We start from the raw sequence: 19,670 nt of genomic DNA on the forward strand, positions 1-19,670 counted from the left end.
TGTCTCGTTATTTACTTGGCATCGTGTAGCTGCGAGACACAAACTCCGTTTCTTCCACTTGATAAATGTGATTGATATAGGAAGCCAAGCTATAAAGCACGTTAGCTAGCAGGTTTGAATAGCGGAACAAAATTGGGGCGGGTTGCTTCTTACCTGAATGCTCTACCGCAACCAATGCGCGAACGACCTTCTTGGCTTGGCAGCGACACAAATGTAATTGGCTGGAAGTTGGGTGACCACCGGGAAGTACAAACCCCTTAAAACCACCGTCAATGCGCGCTTTGATTGCGTCGTAGTCAGCTTTTAACTCATCAACTTCCGCTTCTGTGATTGCGAGCTTGCCGCGGATAGAGCCGTTCACATGGTACACGTTTGGCTGCATGCGAGTTAGGACGTCGCGACTAAAATCATCTAACTCCATCGATAGCACAAGCCCAATTCGACTGCACAACTCGTCTGCCGTAATTTCAAAATCGCAGACCGGACTGTCTTCATAAATGAATGGGTAACAAATCTCGCCAAGTTCCTTACTTACTGGTCTCATGCTCTTTCTCTGTACTTTTGGTCTAATAAAAAGGGAGTTATTATAACCTAACTCCCTTTGGGCATTCACACCCGTTTAGACGCTCATAAGTTAGAAAGCCAGCTTACGCTTTTTCGACTCTCTTGTGACCTTCTTGAAGGTGAACAAAATCAACCAAATCATCACCAGACACTTGGTAAGCCTGACCAAAACCTTTTACGAATAGACCTTGCTCTGCTTTTAGGTTAAATAGAACAAAGTCTTCTAGTTGGCTTAGACCGTCGATGATTTCACCAAAACGATCTTTCATTTGACCAACAACTTGCTGCCACATTTCAGAGTCACGTTCTACAACTGTCGCAACCGCATCAAACGTTAGACGCTTGCGAGCAAACAACTGCTTAGATGAATCCTCATCTTCAATCATCATCAAAGATACGTTTGGATTCTCAAGCAGATTGCGCGCGTGACGAGCAATCTGAGAAATAAGAACGAAGTAACCTTCCTGGTTTTGTACGTATGGGGCGTAACTTACGTTTGGACGACCTTCCGCATCAACTGTTGCTAGTTGAATCGTACGGCGCTCCTGACGAAATTCCTTAATTTCTGGTCCTAGACGACCTTGTAAACGCTCTTGTTTAACTTGCTGATCCATTTTGATACCTAACTTTACTTGTTTTGTGTTTCCGAATTTAAACTCGGTTATTCTTTGATAAACGACGCCACCCCACCTGTTGGCGGATGGAGCAAGCGTCGTATGCATTTAACATTATTAATTCTATGTTGGAACTACTGATTGAACTCAGCTTGCATTGCGCGAAATGCCGTTACTTGCTCTTCAATCAGTTCGCGCTTTTCATTACGACCGAGGTAGATCTTAAAGATGGTGCTACCGCACTCTGAGAAGAAACCAAAGTAGTGGCTTTCACGCCCCATAAACGGCTTACTTACTAACGCGATGTTTTTCACGTTATCCAGTTTAAGGTGACCGTGAAGCTCCCCTTCTTTGCCCATTAAGTTGTAGTAACCACGTGCCACTTTGCCTTTCGGGAAGGGTGCTTTCACTTCAAAGATTGAGCCGAAAGAATGAACAATCGTCGTTACAGGACCAAAGCCTACAAGACCTTCTAAAATGCTTTGAGCTTGCTCTCCCGGAGCCACCGCTACCATTTCTTGAGGTAGTGCTGCAACCACATCAAATTCCGATACGCCAAGGCGCTCTGCCATCGCCGCAGGTAGCAGTTGCGGTTCTTGTTCTAGTAGGCTTTCAACCTGTTGCTTAATTGATTCCATTGGTTTTTCCATTTCTTTTAGATGTTAGATACTTTTGGTACGTTTTCGTTCATTTCCGACGTTAGTACCTGAATACATGCCTGTGCGAGAGAAACAGCCCAGAAGCTCCCTGCAAGGGTTAGCACTAAGCTACGCTCTTGAAGCTCGACCAAGCCCTTGTCGTGCCATACTTTGAACAACGGCATTAGGAAGTTAAAGGTGTCTTCACCCATGAAGTTTGGCAGTTTGTTCCCTTGAACAATGCCACGGTCGAAACCTGACTTTAGCGCAGCAAAGAGTGGCTCTAGCGGGCTCTGTTTCATCATCATCGCGATGGTGCTTTGCCCTTCATTGACGGCTTTGACATAAGTGTCTAGCGTGCGATGTTGCATCATGCCGTAACCACCGATGTTACCGCCGGCACCACAACCAACCGGAAGCACTTCTGCATACGTTTTCGCTAAGCTGTTGTATAAGCTGCGTTCACGGTTATCGATCGCCCAATGGTTTACACTGAGCTGCTTCATATGGTGTTTCGACATGAATTTCGCACCGAGCTCGTACATACCAGCTTTTTCAGGCGTGGTTGCCGGTGGCGGCATCTTACCCTTCTCAACTAGGTTCAACATTGGGGCTGTCCCACCAACAACCAGTTGATATAGGTCCAAACCGTGCGCGCCAGTAGACATAAAGTCGTGCAAATCTTGTTCGAGCACTTCCTTTGTCTGATAAGGCAAGCCATATAGCAGATCTATAATGACGGGAATTTTGTCTTCTTTAGCGAGCTCAGCAACGCGGTTCAAGACATCTTCACGATCATCTAAACGCTTAGCACTACGACGTACTTTGGTATTGAAGCTTTGCACACCAAATGAAAAACGGTTGAAACCTCCGTCTAGCGCTCCCTGATACAGCTCGTCCGAGAATCGGTTAATACGTCCTTCTAGGGTAATTTCACAATCGGCGGCTAAAGGGAAATAGTCATGAATTGCCTGACCAAGAATACGAACCTGATCTGCAGATAAATCTGTAGGCGTGCCCCCACCGATATAGACCGCATGAAAAATGCCACTTTGTGTCCATGGCAGTGCTGCTTTCTCTTTCAGCTCTTTCATCAGCGCTTCAAAGTACTCATCAACAAGCTTACGGCTCGCAGCATTTTGGAAGAAGTTACAAAAAGTGCAGCGCACACGACAAAATGGCACATGAATGTACAAGCAACGCTTATTGTTCTTTTGCGTTGTTTCAGAAGTGATCCGTGACAGGATTTCACCTTGTTGTGGTGGTGGCACAGGCATACTGCTACCACCCGCGTGCGCAGAGTGTTTTTTTACAAACGCAAAACGCAGCGGATCGGGGCTGTCACTCCCGAGAATTGATTCGTCAAATTTATAAATGTCGACGCTCATATTTACTCACTTAAAGCCCACCACACAAAGGATTGAGGCTCATTTCAAAAAAACTGTAAAGATCATAATTTGCACGTAATGATAATGCAATTGATAATTGATCTTATTTCCTTTTCGAGCAATAATCTTCCCACTTGATAATGATTCCTACTACCGAGATTTACCCGTGAACGTAAAAAGATATGCCATTGCCGGTGGCGCCTCTTTAGTGGTGCACGCAGCGCTTCTTTTTGTCTCCCAAGAGACAAAAGTGTTTGCAATGCCAGCAGGCAATCCCACCAGCTCGGTAAGCTTGAATTTAGTCTCAGCGCCAAAACCGGTACAAGCGGCTCCTACGCCACAAGAAGTGGTGGAAGAGAAGCACCCGGAGCCAAAGAAACAACCTGAGCCTCCGAAGCCAAAACCAAAGCCTGAGCCGATTAAAAAGACGGTAGAAAAGCCGATCGTAAAAAAAGAAGCGGTGAAGAAAAAACCAGTCCAAAAGAAACCTGAACCGGTTAAAAAACCTCAACCACCAAAACCCGTTGCAAAGAAAGATCCGCAACCAAAAGAAAAAGTGGAAGAGAAAATCGCAAAAGAACCTCAACCACAACAAGCGGCTCCTACTGATCAATCGAAAGGGGCGACATCACAGCCTGTAATGATTGACCAACCGACGTTTGTTTCTCAACCAGTACAACCTCGTTACCCACGTTCAGCGCAAAAGCGTGGTATTGAAGGGGTTGCGCTGTATGAAATTTGGCTTGACGAAAACGGCAACCAAATTAAACAAGTACTTATCGAATCATCTGGTGCAGAAATGCTCGATCTTTCTGCTCTACGTGCCATTAAACAATGGCAGTTTTCACCTCATATTTCTGGCGGGCACAAAGTCGCTCACCGAGTTCAAATCCCAGTTCGTTTTAAGTTGGATGGATAATGGAACAGCTACAACATTTACAAACCCAATTTGGTCTTATGACTTGGCCTTTAGTTATTTGCTCTGCACTTACAGTCATGATCATTGCGGAAAGACTCTTTCAAGTATTCATTAGCCTAGGAGTCGGTAAACGCGCGATTCGCCAAAAGCTGACCAAGCTTGACCCAACCAACAACAAAGACATCGAAGCACTAGCGGATGAGTTTTCGGGTAAACGACCTCTTTTATATCGTGGTGTTGCAATGCTGCTTGCGCATCACTCTTTTTCTAAATCACTGCGTGAAGATGCGGCTGGTATTTGGCTTCAAGAAAAACGTCATCAGTTGCACTCAGGTCTGCGTCTGTTGACCTTGATTGGCGTGATCAGCCCCCTGATTGGTCTATTAGGTACAGTTCTTGGTCTTATCGACATGTTTAAAGGTATTGCTTCTTCTACCGGTAACATTACGCCAAACGACTTGGCAGATGGCTTGGGTCTTGCGATGCGTACGACTGCAGCTGGTTTGATCATTGCGTTACCTGCTATTTCTGGCGCGCAACTGATTGGTCTTTGGGCAGATCGTGTTATCGCTAAGCTTGAACACACTCTGAACTATGTAAATCTGTGGCTCGAAGGCATTTCTCTACAGCATGTATCTCCGGAAAACAGCAAAGAAGTCGCGACTGTTGCAAATCATGTTGAAGCGAGAAGTTCATGATTAAGGCACCACAAGACAGCAACAGTCATGGCTTAACACCAGACTTAACGCCAGTGCTCGACATCATTTTCATCGTAATGGTGTTTTTGATGCTAACTGCAGCAGTGAAGTTAGATTCCCTAGATGTGAGCCTACCAAGCACCGATTCCCAAGCTGTGGCTGAGGTGGACAAACAATCAATCACGGTGAACATCCTTAAAGAAGAACCACACTGGGCGATCAACGGTAAGGCGTACATCGATTGGGAAAACTTTACGATGGCTCTGTTAGAAGAGAGCAAATCAACCGACAAACCTATTGTGATTGGTGCGGAAAAAACCGCAGACATTCAGTCACTGGTTAAGCTTCTTGGCTTTTTACAAGAAAACGGAATTCAAGCGACTCAACTGCTCACTGAAGAGTCGCAATAGAAGAACATAAGATTGAGAACACACTAATGAATAAAACACTTTCGCCCGTTCGTACCGCATTGACTGCAGCCATTACTATGCTTGCTAGTGCGAGCCTATTTGCCAACGAAGCTCCATCAAATGAACGCGTGGTCAGTGCCGGCAGCGCTGTCACTGAACTGTTACTTGCTCTTGATGCAAAAGATAGCCTTGTTGCTGTCGACGTAACAAGCCAACTACCGGAAGGTATGGAGTTGCCAAAAGTTGGTTACCACCGTCGTCTTTCTGCTGAAGGTCTACTGGGATTAAGCCCGACTAAATTGATTGGATCAGATGAAATGGGACCAAACACCACGCTAGACCAATTGAAATCAGCAGGTGTTGATGTTGAAGTCGTCAATACAGAAGCAAACGTGGAAGGTTTGGTTGATCGTATCGACCAAATTGCGACCATCATGCATCGCGAAACTCAAGCGACAGCACTAAAAACTGAAGTTGAAGCACAAGTGAAAGCACTGGAAGGCAACCAACCAGCAAAAGCTGATAAAAAGAAAGTACTTTTCCTACTGATTCACGAAGGTCGTCCAGCAAACGTAGCGGGGTCAGAAACAACACCAGATGCAATCATTCAACTTGCAGGTGGAGAAAACCCAGCAGCAAGCAAACTCTCTTCATACAAGCCACTGTCAACAGAAGCTATGGTCGAGATGCAACCAGACGTGATTCTTGTGAGTGGGCGTAGCTATCAAACAATGGGCGGTGCAGATGCCATTCTGAAAGCAATGCCTCTCCTTGCCGCGACTCCAGCAGGTATGAACAAAAACATCGTGACAATTGACGGTCATGCGCTTGTTGGTGGTTTAGGACTTAAGAGCCTTTCAGAGGCGAAGCGCCTAAACGAGCTGCTTTACCCGTAGAGAGATTCAATGCTGTTAAGACGAATTCCTTTATCTACTACCCTACTCGCGTTATCTGGCATTTTAGCTTTTATCGCAGTAGCGTCCATTACAGTAGGTCCAATGAATATTAGCTTCTCAGACAGTCTGAGAAGCTTAACAGGAGCAGGTTCAGACCTTGCTCCTCATATTCAGTTAGTCATCAACGAAATCCGCCTTCCACGCACCATTCTTTGTATGTTTATTGGTGCGATCCTCGCTATCTGTGGTGTTGTGATGCAGGGGTTATTCCGAAACCCTCTAGCCGAGCCAGGCATCATCGGTGTTTCCGCTGGCGCGGCGCTTGGTGGCGCATTTGCAATCGTCGTATTTGCCGATTTCAGTCAAAACTACCCGACACTAATGAACTTAGCTGCCTTGCCATTTTTCGCCTTCCTCGGCGGTGCAATTACCACGGTATTAGTTTACTGGTTAGGTACGAATAAGTTTGGTACTTCAGTCACCATCATGTTGCTTGCGGGGGTTGCAATCAGCGCACTCTCGGGCGCTGCGATTGGTTTTATGAACTTCATCGCCGATGATCAAATGCTGCGAGACTTAACTCTTTGGTCGATGGGATCGCTGGCTGGGGCAAACTGGTCAGGGATTGGTTTAGCTGCGGTGACTCTCATCATCTTGATGTTCTGGTTCCAGAGAAAAGCCATGTCATTAAATGCGTTGCTTTTGGGAGAATCCGAAGCCAAACACCTAGGTGTGCCAGTACAGAAGCTCAAACGCCAACTTATCCTGTTGTCTGCAGTTGGTGTGGGTATTACGGTGAGTATCTGTGGTGCAATTGGATTTATCGGTCTGGTGATTCCGCATTTAGGTCGTATGCTTGCCGGTCCAGACCATCGCACGCTGCTGCCTATTTCAGCGCTTATGGGCGCACTACTTCTTACCGCTGCTGATATGTTTGCACGAGTCTTTGTTGCACCCGCAGAGTTGCCTGTAGGCATTGTAACCGCATTGATTGGCGCGCCATTCTTTATCTACTTACTGTTCCAACAAAAAGGGAAGATTCTGTAATGAATGACATCGTTCTGTCTGGCAGAAACATCTCCATGAGATATGGGAGCCGAGTGGTACTAGACGACATCAGTATTGATATTCGTGCAGGCGAGGTCACCGCATTATTAGGTCCTAATGGCGCGGGTAAGAGTACGCTGCTGAAGTTATTGTGTGGCGAGATTCCGTCTCAGAATGATATCCAGTTCTTTGGTAAACAAAAAAACGACTGGGAGCCTTCAGAGAGCGCCAAACACGTGGCGATGTTGCCGCAGCACAGCACGCTGACCTTCCCGTTCTTAGCGAGAGAAGTGGTCGAACTAGGTGCGATTCCTCTGTCCATTTCTAATAAAGAGACCACGGAGCTTGCTCTGCAATACATGAAGCAAACCGATGTTTTGCATTTGGCTGATAACCTCTACCCTGCTCTCTCTGGTGGTGAGAAACAACGTTTGCATTTGGCTCGCGTGTTAACACAACTTCATCTATCCGGTGATAAGAAGATCTTAATGCTGGACGAGCCTACCTCTGCATTGGATTTAGCTCACCAGCACAATACATTAAAAATCGCTCGTCAAGCGGCAAAAGAGCACAACGCAGCGGTTGTAGTCGTATTACACGATCTTAATTTGGCCTCCCAGTATGCAGATCGCCTTGTACTACTGCACGACGGTAAACTTGTCTGTGACGATACGCCATGGAACGCATTAACACCGGAACGCATAGAACAGGTTTACGGCTATCACTCCATTGTGACCAAACACCCTACGTTGGATTTCCCACAAGTTCACGCTGCGGCATAACCTTTATCGATTAACCAAACGATTCATGTCCAACAAAGCCCAATGTTCAATATTGGGCTTTTATTTTGCCTAAATAACACTCAAATTTTCGAGTCTAATCTGTTTTAATCATTCAATAATGTTTTGGATACACAAATAACTAAATTGAACAATAGGTAAATTCTGAATTGCCATTTAGTTATCAACAATAATACATATTGGGAATTAGAATAATTTATCATTTAATTAATAATCACCCGCATCAATATCGATTAATTATTAACTTATTTTCAAACGAAAGATGAACATTAAGTTTCCAACTTAATTCAGGTTGCGATAAAATTTTTTGCGACATTCATCACACAATATATCTATTCTCCCCCTTAGACTCCGGACTTTTCAAGCCCCCCAAATTTGCAGTGAGTCTATGAAGCTTTCTAACTTAAGTATTAAAAGTAAAATTAGTGCGTTGATATTAATTATCTCCGCCGCCGTAATTGCACTCTCTTTCTTCTTTAACTCTCAAATTAAATTAATCGACGGAAAGATGTCGGAATTTTCTGACACCACAGTTCCGAGTATTTTGTTAGTTAAAAACATTGAAATCGAAGTCGGCATTTTAAGAAAAGATGAATTTTCTTTATTGACGAATGTAAACCATGCTGAGTTTAAAACATGGTTGAAAGGTCTAGATGAATCAGAAAGTAAAGTTGACAACTATATTAAAAAGTATGGTCAGTCGTTATGGGATCAACGTGACCGTGATGCCTTCAACCGTGTCAACGATGCATGGGAAAAATACCGTAGCTTCAATGAAAAATACTCCGCACTGCTTCTAACCAAGCAAGTTGATGAAGCCAACGCAATGCTGCTTGATGGCTTCCCTGCTTTCCAAGAGCTACAAAACGCTATCATCGCTCTTGTTGAGCTAAACCAAACCTTCATTAAAGAAGACATCGACAGCACGCATATCGTGGTAACCGATGCGATTACTTATGGCATCATTGCTATTGTAGCCTTGTTAGCTTTGGGTTTTTCTCTAGGGCTATTCCTTACCAAGCAAATTTGCTCGCCACTTAACTATGTTGTTGAAATGGCGTCTAAGATTGCCTCTGGTGATCTTACTTACCAACTCCCACGCAATAAGATTGGTAATGATGAACTTGGTATCCTTGCCGATGCATGTATCGATATGCAGGCGAAGCTTTTAAGTCTGGTTGACAGCATTTCTTCAACTACCGCACAAGTAAGTACAGCAACAGAAGAAGTGAGCGCGATTTCGGAACAAACTTCATCTGGTATGGACGAGCAGCAACAACAGCTTAATCTGATTGCAACCGCAATGAACGAGATGCAAGCAACAGTTAACGATGTCGCCAACAATACCGAAGCCGCATCTGAAACCGCGAATGGTGCGTCGAACGATGCGAAACAAGGTTTAGAAGTCGTTCAAGAGTGTATCTCGCAAATCAATGAAGCATCTGTTGCGATCCAATCTGTTGGCACCATGGTCAGCGAGCTTGAGCAAGACGCATCAAACATCAGCGTTGTCGTCGACGTGATTCAAGATATTGCTGAGCAGACCAACCTTCTGGCTCTCAATGCAGCGATCGAGGCAGCACGCGCTGGCGAACAAGGTCGAGGCTTCGCGGTTGTTGCAGACGAGGTACGTACACTAGCAAGTCGCACGCAATCATCTACAGAAGAGATCGTCTCCATCATTAGCAAGCTACAAAACTGCTCTAAAACCGCAGTGTCTGCGACAAACAACAGCAATGATTTGATTCAAGTGTGTGTTGAACAAGCACAAAACGCAGGTGCAACCATTGGTCAAATCGAGCAAAGCGTGGACAACATTGCAGAGAAAAGCATTCAAATTGCAAGCGCATGTAGCGAGCAGAGCTCAGTCACTGAAGAATTGCATCGTAACGTAGAACACATCAATCAGTTCTCTAGTGAAGTGGCAACGGGCTCTCGCCAAACCGCGGTTGCTTGTCGTGACTTAAGTGAGCTGGCTGTTGGTCTACAAGAAATTGTAAGTCAATTTAAAACGGCTTAGCCAATCATTAAAGGCTTCTAGCCTACCTTTACTCGCATATCCAAAGCCCAATGTTCATTCATTGGGCTCTGTTTCTTTTATCGCTTCAGAGAAAACCCGATCGCCGTCTCGATTCTCCAATTTATCCCACCGAAACCCACCAGCATCAGGGTAACCCACTATGATTATTCTTTGTGGCGTATAAAGTGTAAAAACTATTGCTATACCCAAGTAACCTCGAGATGCTAGGTTCGGCGAGAATGACTTGGTTTGTAGACGCGGCGGCGATTTAAAGATCTAGTCATTCTAAATCAAGAATCGGCAACAAAGTATACAAGCCAAGGCCCTTATATTTGTAAAGAGTGCCCTTTGGGAGCGTGTCTTTGACTCGCTTTTTTAGTCAAACAAATGGCTGCGTCAAACAACTTGGAAAGAGCTAGCTATTACACTGCATTGTTTTCCTTACTCTCGAATCAATGACAACGCTCTGAATCCTGCATCTTGAAGTCACTTGGGCATAATAATTAATCAATTGATGAATATTGAGGGAATTATCGCCCTAGCCGACTAAAACTTGTCCACGTTACACTGAATACAGTCCCACATTCTTCTGCAACCTGACCTACGATCAGGCTCAACTTCTTGAGGAAGCATCGCATGATGAAGCGAATCATTCTTGGCACCTTTGTTATCACCCTTTTGACCGCTTGCTCAAAAGACGATGGTCAGCAAGCTCTTGGCACACTAGAACGTGACCGCGTCACCTTTACAACCACCTCAAGCGAAATCATTCGTGCTCTACCCATTAAAGAAGGCAGCCAAGTAACTGAAGGTGAGGTGCTAGTTCAACTCGATACTAAGAACCAAGAAGCGATATTAGCCCGCGCCGTAGCTGAGCAAGCTAAAGCAGATGCTTACCTATTAAAGCTGACCAATGGCGAACGTCCTGAAGATATTGCAGCAGCCCAAGCAAGAGTTGCAAGAGCAGAAGCGCAATTAACCGAAGCTCAAAAGAACTACCAACGTAAAGCAGAATTGGTACGTAAGAAGCTCATCAGCCAATCGGAAAAAGACACCGCATTGGCAGCAAGAGATTCTGCGCGTGCCGAGTTAGACTCGTCACAAGAAGAGTTCAGCAAACTAACCGCAGGCTCACGTCCAGAAGACATTGAACAAGCCAAAGCCGAACTGATGGCAGCAAAAGCAGATGTGGCTCTTCAACAGCAAAAACTAGCAGAGCTAACCATTACCGCTACCCGTGATGGTTTGCTCGACAATCTACCTTTTAACTTAGGCGAGCGCGTTCCAGTCAATGGCATCGTTGCCGTGATTCAAGCAAGCCGTGTCCCTTATGCACGTGTTTATGTCCCTGCGACTTATCGAGTTAACTTTATTCCCGGTAAAGCCGTACAAGTCCATGTGGATGGCGTCGAAAAACCTTTAGAAGGAACCGTGCGCTGGGTTGCTACTGAACCATCATTTACCCCCTACTTCGCCCTAACAGAGGAAGAGCGTTCACGCTTGATGTACCTTGCAGAAGTCGATTTACAAGACTCTGCTGAATCTCTACCTTCAGGCATTCCTGCACAAGTGGATTTAGTGGAGTAAACGATGACTGAATACGCAATTCAAGCAGAGAATGTGGTAAAGAAGTTCGGTGACTTTACTGCCATCAATAACATCACGCTCAATGTGCCCAAAGGCAGTATTTATGGCTTTCTGGGTCCAAATGGTTGCGGTAAATCGACCACCATTCGTGTGTTAACGGGTCTACTCAGCCCAAGTGAAGGCAATGTTGATGTTTTAGGGTTAGAGATCCCAAGACAATCTGAGCTATTGCGACTCAAAATTGGTTACATGACGCAAAAATTCTCCCTCTACGATGATCTTTCCGTTCAAGAAAACCTCGAGTTTATTGGGCAGATCTTTGGCATGGATACTAAAGCACTTAAAGTTCGCATCGAAGAACAATTAGCGACATATGGACTTGATCAATTACGTAAGCAACGCGTTGGTGGCATGAGTGGTGGACAAAAGCAGCGACTTTCTCTTGCGGCAGCGACCATGCACAAACCTGAACTGTTGTTTCTCGATGAGCCAACCTCCGCCGTAGACCCGGAGAACCGTCGTGACTTCTGGGAGCAATTATTTGATCTCTCCGATCAAGGCACCACAATTTTGGTCACCACTCACTATATGGACGAGGCAGAACGCTGCCATCGACTTGCTATTATGGAGGCTGGAGAAATCCGTGCTGATGGTGAGCCGGAGCAACTCATGGCGCAAATGGGTGTGAATATTGTCGAGGTCAAAGCGGATAACTTGCGTGAACTGAAAGAGAAAGTCATAAAACGTGAAGAAGTCCGTTCTGCTGCCCAGTTAGGTATCCGCTTACGCATCCTAATTCATCAACATATCGAACAACCGATTAATTGGTTAATACAAACCTTCCCAGAGCTTGAAGGCTGCGAGATGAACATCGCGCGTCCTAGCTTAGAAGATGTATTCGTTAGTGTAACGGGGGAAGGTCGCCAATGATGAAGTCCATTGCTCGAATGAAGGCGGTGATGATCAAAGAGATTCGACAGCTTTCTCGTGACCGAATCACCTTTGGCATGGTAGTCATGATTCCTCTGATCCAATTATTGTTATTTGGATTCGCCATCAATACCGATATTCGCAATATTCCCGTCGGCGTTGTTGACCAAAGCGGTAGCACCGCAGGTCGCGTTATTACTGAATCGGTAAAAGTGACCCAAGTTGTCGATGTGGTCGAAACCTTTGCCACCGCTTCAGAGGCGGAACAAGCGATACAAGACGGTCTCGTGCGCGCGGCACTCATTCTGCCAAGCGATTTAACTCAGCGTATGGTGCAAGGTCGAGAGCTGGGACAGTGGATTGTAGACGGCTCTGATACCATGATCAGTTCAGCCATTCTCTCGCTGCAGACCATGCCATTGACTGATTTCGACTTTGAGATCCGCCCTGCTCCCACCAAAACTTTTGAAGTCGCGTTGTATTACAACCCGAGCCGGCGCTCAGCAGTGAACATCGTACCCGGTTTACTTGGGGTCATACTTACAATGACGATGATCCTGTTTACCAGTGCTGCCATTGTGAGAGAAAGAGAACGAGGCAACTTGGAATTACTCATCACCACACCAATTCACTCTATTGAGCTCATGGTCGCGAAAATTATTCCGTACATCTTTGTCGGTTTAATTCAGGTATTTATTATTCTTGGCTTGGGGCATTGGATCTTTGGCGTGCCGATAAATGGAGCCATTAGCCAAATATTATTTGGCACCTTGTTGTTTATAGCCGCCAGTTTAACGCTCGGTTTGGTGATATCCACCATCGCCACAACACAGCTTCAAGCCATGCAGATGACGGTATTTATTCTCCTCCCGTCTATCCTTCTGTCTGGTTTTATGTTCCCTTATGAAGGGATGCCAGTCGCAGCTCAATGGATATCAGAGGCTCTGCCCGCGACCCACTTTATGCGCATCATTCGTGGTGTGGTGCTTCGTGGTGCCGATTTAATGGAGTTATGGCGAGACACAATATGGTTGCTTGGTTTTACCGTGGTGGGCTTAGTCGTCGCTTCTTTGCGCTTTAAGAAATCACTCGATTAGAGCAGAAACAAAAATGCCACTCCGTTCAATACGAGTGGCACTTTATCCCTAAGTAACCTCGAGATGCTGGGTTCAGCGAGAATGACTTGGTTTGTAGACGCGGCGGCGACTTAAAGATCTAGTCATTCTAAATCAACAATCGGCAACAAAGTATACAAGCCAAGACCCTTACTATTTGCAAAGAGTGCCCTTTGGGAGCGTGTCATTGACTCGCTTTTTTAGTCAAACAAATGGCTGCGTCAAACAACTTGGAAAGAGCTCGCTATTACACTGCGTTGTTTTCCTTACTCTCGAATCAATGACAACGCTCTGAATCCTGCATCTTGAAGTCACTTGGGTATATTATCTCGATAAAACCTAACGATGAGCCGTTACTGGTACTTTTCACCCGCAGCTGCAACGAACGCCATTTCTACTAAGAGTTCAGGATTCGCCAATTCAACTTTGACGCAAGCACGGCTCGGTGCGCAGCCCTCAGGGAACCACGCATCCCACACTTCGTTAAGGGCATCGAAGTTAGCAAAATCTGTCACGTAAATCGTCACAGATAGAATGCGCGACTTATCGCTGTCAACACTTGCTAGCATTTGCTCAGCTTGGTCGAAAATCTGTTGTACTTGTCCTTTCATATCCGCAGTTGTATCTGCTTCTGCCACCTCAACAAAGTTGGCAATACCGTTGAATACCGTTACATCAGACCAACGTTTGCATGGATTAATACGATGAATTGTCATGTTATTTCTCTTAATTACGGCTTCTCAACCAAACACACAGGCGCACCGATGTCGCATGAGTATCCGGTTGGAGTGATAACGCCAGTTTCCGGATTCCTATGGAAGCTAGCGACATTATGTGAATGTTGATTGGCAACGAGCATCCACTGCCCATCACGGGATAAAACAAAATCTCTTGGGAACGCGCCACCACAATCGGACGCGGCAATTTGAACCGGAATATCACTCGTTACATCAAATGTACTGATCAGATTTTGCGCACGGCATGAGACATAGACAAAGCGCTCATCCGCAGAGAGACGAATAGCAGACGCCGCTTCTTTGTTCTCCTCGTCGGTTAGCAACTTAACTTGCTGAGCCAGATTCCATTGCCCCCTTTGCTTGTGAAGTACCGCTAGCGTTTCGGACAGTTCGCAAACAACGTACGCGACAGACTCATCACTATCGAAGACCAAATGACGAGGACCAGAACCAGGAGGCATCGCGATGCTTTGAGAAAGTGAAAACTTAACTGTCTCACCATCTTTTTTATAGTCATAGAAATGAACACTGTCTGTGCCTAAATCGACCACAGCAAGTTGCTCGGAGTGGTTGAGAAACGTTGCTTGATGCGCATGAGGCGAGGCTTGACGATCAGCATTGGAACCACTGCCTCCCACATATAATTCTGCGATGGATTTCAGGGGCTTACCTTGCTCATAAAGTTGGTAAACACTTACATTACCGGAACCGTAGTTTGCCACAGCAAGCAGCGAGGCTTTGATATCAATATGGCAAGGATAGTCGCCTTCAATTGGTAATGCATAGCTGTCTGTTTTTTCAGCAAAAATCAGTTCTGCACCTTCCAAGCGTTCTACTTCATTAAAGGTATATAACCCCTCTCCTTTGAGCGCAAGGTAAGAAGGGTTACGAACCGTTTTCACCGCTTCAGGAACAAGTTCATTGGTGAGCGTTAATGCGCCAGTAGCAATATCGAGAGAAACACACGCGATGCCCTGACTTTGGCTTGGTGAATCGGTATAGGTGCCTACATAAAAATGTAAGTGACCATTTACTGTCATGAGAAAACCTTTGGGAGATATAAGAGTGCTTAAACGATAAGATGCCGCCTGCGTTACCAGACGGCAATCCCTTTTAGTTATCAATCGGTTAAAGTGTGAAGCAACCGCTCAGTTGGTACGACAATAGCGACAATGGTTTCATCAAAGATAATCGCATTTTCATTGATGATTTGTTGATACGCTTTAGCGTCAGATTGACTAATACCACGGCCCTGCTTGGCGAGCTCAATCAAGGTTAAACTTAAGTCGGCAACTTTGATGGCAGACTCTGCAACTGGCACCGTTTCTACTGACGCCACGTTGGTCGCGAAAATAGGTTTGGCTTGCTGCGCCGCTAACTTAACGCTTTGATAATGCATCGCTAACGCATCCAACGCGGTTTTATCACCTTGAGCATAAACTGCGACCAAATCTTTCATCTCGTACACTGCTAGGCTTTCTACTGGCAATGCATCCGCAAAGCGGTTTAGTCGCTCATACTGGTTGTACAAATCACCCTCGTTTGGCGTAGAGATCCACTTCTCCCAGTGACGAGCGTAGTATTGAGCCGGCTCGATGTACTTCGCTAACGTTTGTAGCGGTGCTTCGTCCGCACCATTAGCAAGACGTTTCAACATCATATTGGCATCGGCATGATGGCGCAGACCAAGCGAAATCTCAGACCATGTATCCATCACCTTCATGCGCTTGTACATGCTGCGCTCATCGGTCAGGTCTTGGCTCGACCATAGGCGCTCAGCAATCGCGTAGCTTCTGGGCCATAAACGTTGCTCGATGGTCATTGAATCGAGGTTCTCACCCCAAATGGTAATTTCTCCACCTAAGATTAGCTGCTGTTCTTTCTCGGTCAGCTCAGCCGGATAGCCACCGTTTGGCTCAGGAATGACACTCCCTGCCATGTCACTGCTCGCGACCAACTCTCCAGTCGCAGGCCAACGAACATTGCCTATCAACTGGTAACTAGTGTCTTTCAACTTGCCATCCGCGAAGTCATAGTTGAATTCGGTGTAAGACATAAAGTTATCGAAGTGCCCTTTAAACTTCACACCCGGCACATACTCAATGATGAACACCTCTTCGCGGGACTTACCATTGTAATCGGTAAACGCACGATAGCTGCCATCTTTCGCTTCTATAATGGTTAGATTGCCAGTGCGCGGACCGCCTTTGTTGCGCGGTTTCACCCAATCGTAAGTCGCGAATTTCTCACCTTGATGAAGTTGATCATCAACGGTGATTCCTTTCGGCATTGGGTCATTGCGATAGTGGTAACTGGTTGGCTGCGGCTGATCTAGGTAATAGCCTGTTGAGAGAATACCTTGGTAGCCCTCTTTTGCTGCTCGACCTATACTGTCGTGCCCTTGCCAGCTTTGAATCACAATCGAGGTTGGAAGGTCTTTGTGCCAGATTTCATCCCAGCCAGTCATCTTCTTACCGCGCTGTTCCAGCATCTGTTCAACCTTGGTGTTCAGATACGATTGCAGACCACGCTCACCATCCAGATTGTTGTCTTTGATGAATTGCTGAATCTTCGGGTTGTCTTTCCACTGTTGGTAATTTGGTTCATCGCCGCCGATATGGAAGTACTCATCAGGGAAGAGCTCAACCACTTCGTCGAACACGCTCGCCAGCATCTTGTAGAGTTCAGGGTTGGTCGGGTCCATTAACGGCTCAAACACACCCCAGCCACGTTGATGCGGATAAGACTGCTCACCCATACCAGACATTAATTCAGGGTAAGCGTGCGCTACGGCCGAAGCATGTCCCGGCAGAGAGATTTCAGGGATAACTCGAATGCCAAGGTTATGCGCGTAATTCACCACATAGCGAATTTCATCTTTGGTGTAGTAATCACCATCTGCGGTGTCTTGCCACAGCTTTTGGTAATTATCGAGCTGGATACGAATCGCTTGGTCATCCCAAATATGCCAATGGAAAACGTTCATTTTTGCTGATGCCATCGCATCGAGTTGGCGAAGAATCACATCAAGTTCGATAAAGTGACGGGAAGTGTCGTAAGAAACGCCACGCCAAGGAAAGCGCGGCTGATCTTGAATCGACACCGCAGGCACAAAGTAGCCAGTCGCGTCCGTAGTCACCAACTGCAAGAAGGTTTCTAAACCATGGAAAGCACCGTAAGGGCGCTCGGAGCGAATGATGATCTGACCGTTACGCGATTCAAGTTGGTATGATTCATCACTGTTAATGCCTTGCACCTCGGACTTGGGCGCATTACGAATATCAATCACCAAGGTCGCGTCTTTTTCCGACTCGGCATGCCAGTTCAACATCGGTAAGCCGGTTTGACGATATAGACGATCCATGCTGCGCTTGGCGTTGAACTGCACGCGCGGTGAATCGTAGCCTTTGATGTAAATACTGAAGGATTTATCCAGTGTGATTTTACCCTGCCCCAACTCTACATTTTGTGGGTAAGGCATTAGGTTAAGATCGGTGTTGGGAGTCATCGCCATCGCTGCCGTTGGAATTGTGATTAAGCCTGAAATGAGTAGTGCTAATGTACCTTTGTTCATCCGCGCCATCCTATCGCCGTTATTATTGTTCAACCCAAGTCACGCTATTTAATGGGGTCTGGTGACTTGGGTAAAAGAGCTCAGTTTGAGTTACGCAACCAGCTCTACTGCTTCACGAACCAGCTTGCCAATTTCGTCCCATTGTTCGTTTTCAATTAAGCTCGGTGCAACCATCCAAGTGCCACCGCAACAAACCACACGGTCGATGGCTAGGTAATCATTGACGTTGCTTTTACCGATACCGCCTGTCGGCATCAGACTCACATCAACGTATGGAGCCAGTAGCGACTTCACCATCGCGATACCACCGCTCGCTTCTGCCGGGAAGAGTTTGAGGAAGTTCAACCCCAACTCTAGTGCTTGCTCAACCTGACTTGGGTTATTCACACCCGGCACGATTGGCATGTTAATTTCTTGGCAGCGACGCACGGTATTTGGGTTCAACCCCGGCGCGACAATAAACTCTGCACCCGCGTCTTTCGCTTGGGTAATTTGCTCTGGCGTCAATACCGTGCCAGCACCGATGCACATTTGCGGATAAGCATCACGCATGGCTTTAATCGCATCGGCAGCGGCTTCTGTTCGAAACGTCACTTCCGCAACTGGCAAACCGTTTTCTACTAACACTTTCGCCAGTGGAATCGCGTGCTCAACCTTATTGATTTGAATAACAGGAATAACTTTGAATTGCTGAAGTTGCTGAATCATTGCTTGGGACATAATACGTTCTCGGAAATTATCGAATTAGATGAGTCATGGCGTCGTTTGGAATGATCGCGCCAGGATATTGAATAACGGTTGCTGCTAGTGCGTGACCGAGTTGGGCAGACTGCTCACAGCTTTGTCCGGTCAATCGTCCTGCAAGGTAACCAGCAGCAAATGAATCGCCGGCGGCACAGGTGTCGATTACTTTGATGACCTTCTCGGCAGCTACGTAAGCACTTTGCTTGTCGTCACCTTGCGACCAAACCAGTTTGCAGGGCTCACAGCCACGTTTAATCACGATTTCTTGGCAACCGAAGCGAAGGCAACGCTGCTCGGTACTTTCCTCTTCACCCCATACCAAGACATCATCGTCTTCAGTGATAAGTGCAATGTCGACTAAAGGCAAAATTTGGCTGTACCAATGCTTTGCCTCTGTTGCAGACCAAAGTTGAGGACGGAAGTTGTTATCGAAGATAACCTTGCCTCCAGCTTGCGAGAACTGACTTAACGCCTTTTTAAGCCTTACTTTGCTATCGTCATTTAGAATCGCAATGCTGATGCCACTCAAATAGAGATAATCCAGCTCTCGGTTCGCAATCGCGGCTTCTAATTTGTTGAACGAAGAGGTAGAGAAGTAACTTTTAACGGCTGAGCTGTCACGCCAGTATAGAAAGCTGCGTTCGCCTTCTTGGTCGGTCTTCACCATGTACAAACCCGGAAGCTGAGCTGGGAATATCTCGACAAGATCAGTCGCAATGCCTTCTTGTTGCCAGTTTTCCAGAAGCTCTTGAGAAAGTACGTCCTCCCCAAGACCGGTCGCATAAGACACTTGGACAGGCTGCTGAGCAGTGAGTCGAGAGAGGTAAAGTGCGGTATTGAGCGTGTCTCCACCAAAGCCTTTGCGAATAGGGTCGCCGCTCAGTTCAATCATGCATTCGCCAAAGAAAGCAATTTTAGTCTGGGATGAATCGGTCATCGTTCACCTACTTTGGATAAATTTAGAATGGTGGCTCGGGGGAGCCACCAGT

The 19,670-nt window shown here is 46.2% G+C and carries 19 protein-coding genes; 10 read left to right on the forward strand and 9 right to left on the reverse strand.

Features of this window, described 5'->3' with window-relative positions:
- Positions 1-7: 7 nt before the first annotated feature.
- The 4 genes from J4N44_RS24125 to hutW form a co-directional block, all read right to left on the reverse strand.
- Positions 8-544, reverse strand: a complete 537-nt coding sequence (locus J4N44_RS24125) for an ATP:cob(I)alamin adenosyltransferase (RefSeq protein WP_005452525.1) — start codon at positions 542-544, stop codon at positions 8-10.
- 103 nt (positions 545-647) lie between these two features.
- Positions 648-1,178 carry a heme utilization protein HutZ gene (gene hutZ / locus J4N44_RS24130; protein ID WP_005452526.1) on the reverse strand — a complete coding sequence of 177 codons (531 nt, stop codon included), beginning with the start codon at positions 1,176-1,178 and terminating at the stop codon, positions 648-650.
- 134 nt (positions 1,179-1,312) lie between these two features.
- Positions 1,313-1,816, reverse strand: a complete 504-nt coding sequence (gene hutX, locus J4N44_RS24135; RefSeq protein ID WP_252045312.1) for a heme utilization cystosolic carrier protein HutX — start codon at positions 1,814-1,816, stop codon at positions 1,313-1,315.
- A 17-nt stretch (positions 1,817-1,833) separates the two neighbouring features.
- A complete protein-coding gene (gene hutW / locus J4N44_RS24140) occupies positions 1,834-3,204 on the reverse strand; it encodes a heme anaerobic degradation radical SAM methyltransferase ChuW/HutW (RefSeq protein ID WP_009701463.1) in 1,371 nt (456 codons plus the stop codon).
- Positions 3,205-3,370: 166 nt separating this feature from the next.
- Between hutW and J4N44_RS24145 the strand changes: the two genes are divergently transcribed.
- From J4N44_RS24145 to J4N44_RS24190, 10 genes are all read left to right on the forward strand, one after another.
- Positions 3,371-4,123 carry an energy transducer TonB gene (locus J4N44_RS24145; RefSeq protein ID WP_049537875.1) on the forward strand — a complete coding sequence of 251 codons (753 nt, stop codon included), beginning with the start codon at positions 3,371-3,373 and terminating at the stop codon, positions 4,121-4,123.
- Entirely contained in the window at positions 4,123-4,821 is a 699-nt protein-coding gene (locus J4N44_RS24150) for a MotA/TolQ/ExbB proton channel family protein (RefSeq protein WP_005452532.1), read from the forward strand. Before J4N44_RS24145 ends, J4N44_RS24150 begins: the two co-directional genes overlap by 1 nt.
- Complete coding sequence (locus J4N44_RS24155; protein WP_252045313.1) at positions 4,818-5,231, forward strand: ExbD/TolR family protein; 414 nt, start codon at positions 4,818-4,820, stop codon at positions 5,229-5,231. The genes J4N44_RS24150 and J4N44_RS24155 overlap by 4 nt, the downstream gene beginning before the upstream one ends.
- 26 nt (positions 5,232-5,257) lie before the next feature.
- Positions 5,258-6,127 (forward strand): heme/hemin ABC transporter substrate-binding protein, encoded by an 870-nt coding sequence (locus tag J4N44_RS24160; protein WP_029788606.1) that lies wholly within the window; start codon positions 5,258-5,260, stop codon positions 6,125-6,127.
- A gap of 9 nt (positions 6,128-6,136) precedes the next feature.
- Positions 6,137-7,174, forward strand: a complete 1,038-nt coding sequence (locus tag J4N44_RS24165) for a FecCD family ABC transporter permease (RefSeq protein ID WP_252045314.1) — start codon at positions 6,137-6,139, stop codon at positions 7,172-7,174.
- On the forward strand, positions 7,174-7,956 hold the full coding sequence (locus tag J4N44_RS24170) for a heme ABC transporter ATP-binding protein (RefSeq protein WP_009696422.1): 783 nt from the start codon (positions 7,174-7,176) through the stop codon (positions 7,954-7,956). Before J4N44_RS24165 ends, J4N44_RS24170 begins: the two co-directional genes overlap by 1 nt.
- Before the next feature lie 406 nt (positions 7,957-8,362).
- Complete coding sequence (locus J4N44_RS24175) at positions 8,363-9,994, forward strand: methyl-accepting chemotaxis protein (protein ID WP_005452538.1); 1,632 nt, start codon at positions 8,363-8,365, stop codon at positions 9,992-9,994.
- A 636-nt stretch (positions 9,995-10,630) separates the two neighbouring features.
- Positions 10,631-11,581 carry an HlyD family secretion protein gene (locus J4N44_RS24180; protein ID WP_413771955.1) on the forward strand — a complete coding sequence of 317 codons (951 nt, stop codon included), beginning with the start codon at positions 10,631-10,633 and terminating at the stop codon, positions 11,579-11,581.
- Positions 11,582-11,584: 3 nt separating this feature from the next.
- Positions 11,585-12,511 (forward strand): ABC transporter ATP-binding protein, encoded by a 927-nt coding sequence (locus J4N44_RS24185; RefSeq protein ID WP_252045315.1) that lies wholly within the window; start codon positions 11,585-11,587, stop codon positions 12,509-12,511.
- On the forward strand, positions 12,511-13,608 hold the full coding sequence (locus J4N44_RS24190; RefSeq protein WP_005452544.1) for an ABC transporter permease: 1,098 nt from the start codon (positions 12,511-12,513) through the stop codon (positions 13,606-13,608). Before J4N44_RS24185 ends, J4N44_RS24190 begins: the two co-directional genes overlap by 1 nt.
- A 371-nt stretch (positions 13,609-13,979) precedes the next feature.
- Here J4N44_RS24190 and J4N44_RS24195 read toward each other — a convergent pair whose 3' ends face one another.
- The 5 genes from J4N44_RS24195 to J4N44_RS24215 form a co-directional block, all read right to left on the reverse strand.
- Positions 13,980-14,342 (reverse strand): RidA family protein, encoded by a 363-nt coding sequence (locus J4N44_RS24195; RefSeq protein ID WP_005452545.1) that lies wholly within the window; start codon positions 14,340-14,342, stop codon positions 13,980-13,982.
- 14 nt (positions 14,343-14,356) lie between these two features.
- Positions 14,357-15,403: a lactonase family protein gene (locus J4N44_RS24200; RefSeq protein ID WP_252045316.1), complete on the reverse strand. Its 1,047-nt coding sequence runs from the start codon at positions 15,401-15,403 to the stop codon at positions 14,357-14,359.
- A gap of 80 nt (positions 15,404-15,483) precedes the next feature.
- The gene (locus tag J4N44_RS24205) at positions 15,484-17,937 is read right to left on the reverse strand and encodes a family 20 glycosylhydrolase (RefSeq protein ID WP_252045317.1); all 2,454 of its coding nucleotides are present in this window, start codon (positions 17,935-17,937) and stop codon (positions 15,484-15,486) included.
- Positions 17,938-18,027: 90 nt separating this feature from the next.
- Positions 18,028-18,657 (reverse strand): bifunctional 4-hydroxy-2-oxoglutarate aldolase/2-dehydro-3-deoxy-phosphogluconate aldolase, encoded by a 630-nt coding sequence (locus J4N44_RS24210; RefSeq protein WP_252045318.1) that lies wholly within the window; start codon positions 18,655-18,657, stop codon positions 18,028-18,030.
- 16 nt (positions 18,658-18,673) lie between these two features.
- Positions 18,674-19,618 carry a sugar kinase gene (locus J4N44_RS24215; RefSeq protein WP_252045319.1) on the reverse strand — a complete coding sequence of 315 codons (945 nt, stop codon included), beginning with the start codon at positions 19,616-19,618 and terminating at the stop codon, positions 18,674-18,676.
- Positions 19,619-19,670: the final 52 nt, after the last annotated feature.

Source organism: Vibrio sp. SCSIO 43155 (assembly GCF_023716605.1).
GTDB lineage: Bacteria > Pseudomonadota > Gammaproteobacteria > Enterobacterales > Vibrionaceae > Vibrio > Vibrio harveyi.

Bases quoted from the DNA above. Each gene is read 5' to 3' on its own strand.
- hutW (WP_009701463.1), bottom strand. From the start codon at position 3,204: ATGAGCGTCGACATTTATAAATTTGACGAATCAATTCTCGGGAGTGAC.
- J4N44_RS24185 (WP_252045315.1), top strand. From the start codon at position 11,585: ATGACTGAATACGCAATTCAAGCAGAGAATGTGGTAAAGAAGTTCGGT.
- J4N44_RS24195 (WP_005452545.1), bottom strand. From the start codon at position 14,342: ATGACAATTCATCGTATTAATCCATGCAAACGTTGGTCTGATGTAACG.
- J4N44_RS24200 (WP_252045316.1), bottom strand. From the start codon at position 15,403: ATGACAGTAAATGGTCACTTACATTTTTATGTAGGCACCTATACCGAT.
- J4N44_RS24190 (WP_005452544.1), top strand. From the start codon at position 12,511: ATGAAGTCCATTGCTCGAATGAAGGCGGTGATGATCAAAGAGATTCGA.
- hutZ (WP_005452526.1), bottom strand. From the start codon at position 1,178: ATGGATCAGCAAGTTAAACAAGAGCGTTTACAAGGTCGTCTAGGACCA.
- J4N44_RS24165 (WP_252045314.1), top strand. From the start codon at position 6,137: ATGCTGTTAAGACGAATTCCTTTATCTACTACCCTACTCGCGTTATCT.
- J4N44_RS24180 (WP_413771955.1), top strand. From the start codon at position 10,631: ATGATGAAGCGAATCATTCTTGGCACCTTTGTTATCACCCTTTTGACC.
- J4N44_RS24175 (WP_005452538.1), top strand. From the start codon at position 8,363: ATGAAGCTTTCTAACTTAAGTATTAAAAGTAAAATTAGTGCGTTGATA.
- J4N44_RS24125 (WP_005452525.1), bottom strand. From the start codon at position 544: ATGAGACCAGTAAGTAAGGAACTTGGCGAGATTTGTTACCCATTCATT.
- J4N44_RS24205 (WP_252045317.1), bottom strand. From the start codon at position 17,937: ATGAACAAAGGTACATTAGCACTACTCATTTCAGGCTTAATCACAATT.
- J4N44_RS24210 (WP_252045318.1), bottom strand. From the start codon at position 18,657: ATGTCCCAAGCAATGATTCAGCAACTTCAGCAATTCAAAGTTATTCCT.
- J4N44_RS24150 (WP_005452532.1), top strand. From the start codon at position 4,123: ATGGAACAGCTACAACATTTACAAACCCAATTTGGTCTTATGACTTGG.
- J4N44_RS24215 (WP_252045319.1), bottom strand. From the start codon at position 19,618: ATGACCGATTCATCCCAGACTAAAATTGCTTTCTTTGGCGAATGCATG.
- hutX (WP_252045312.1), bottom strand. From the start codon at position 1,816: ATGGAATCAATTAAGCAACAGGTTGAAAGCCTACTAGAACAAGAACCG.
- J4N44_RS24160 (WP_029788606.1), top strand. From the start codon at position 5,258: ATGAATAAAACACTTTCGCCCGTTCGTACCGCATTGACTGCAGCCATT.
- J4N44_RS24155 (WP_252045313.1), top strand. From the start codon at position 4,818: ATGATTAAGGCACCACAAGACAGCAACAGTCATGGCTTAACACCAGAC.
- J4N44_RS24170 (WP_009696422.1), top strand. From the start codon at position 7,174: ATGAATGACATCGTTCTGTCTGGCAGAAACATCTCCATGAGATATGGG.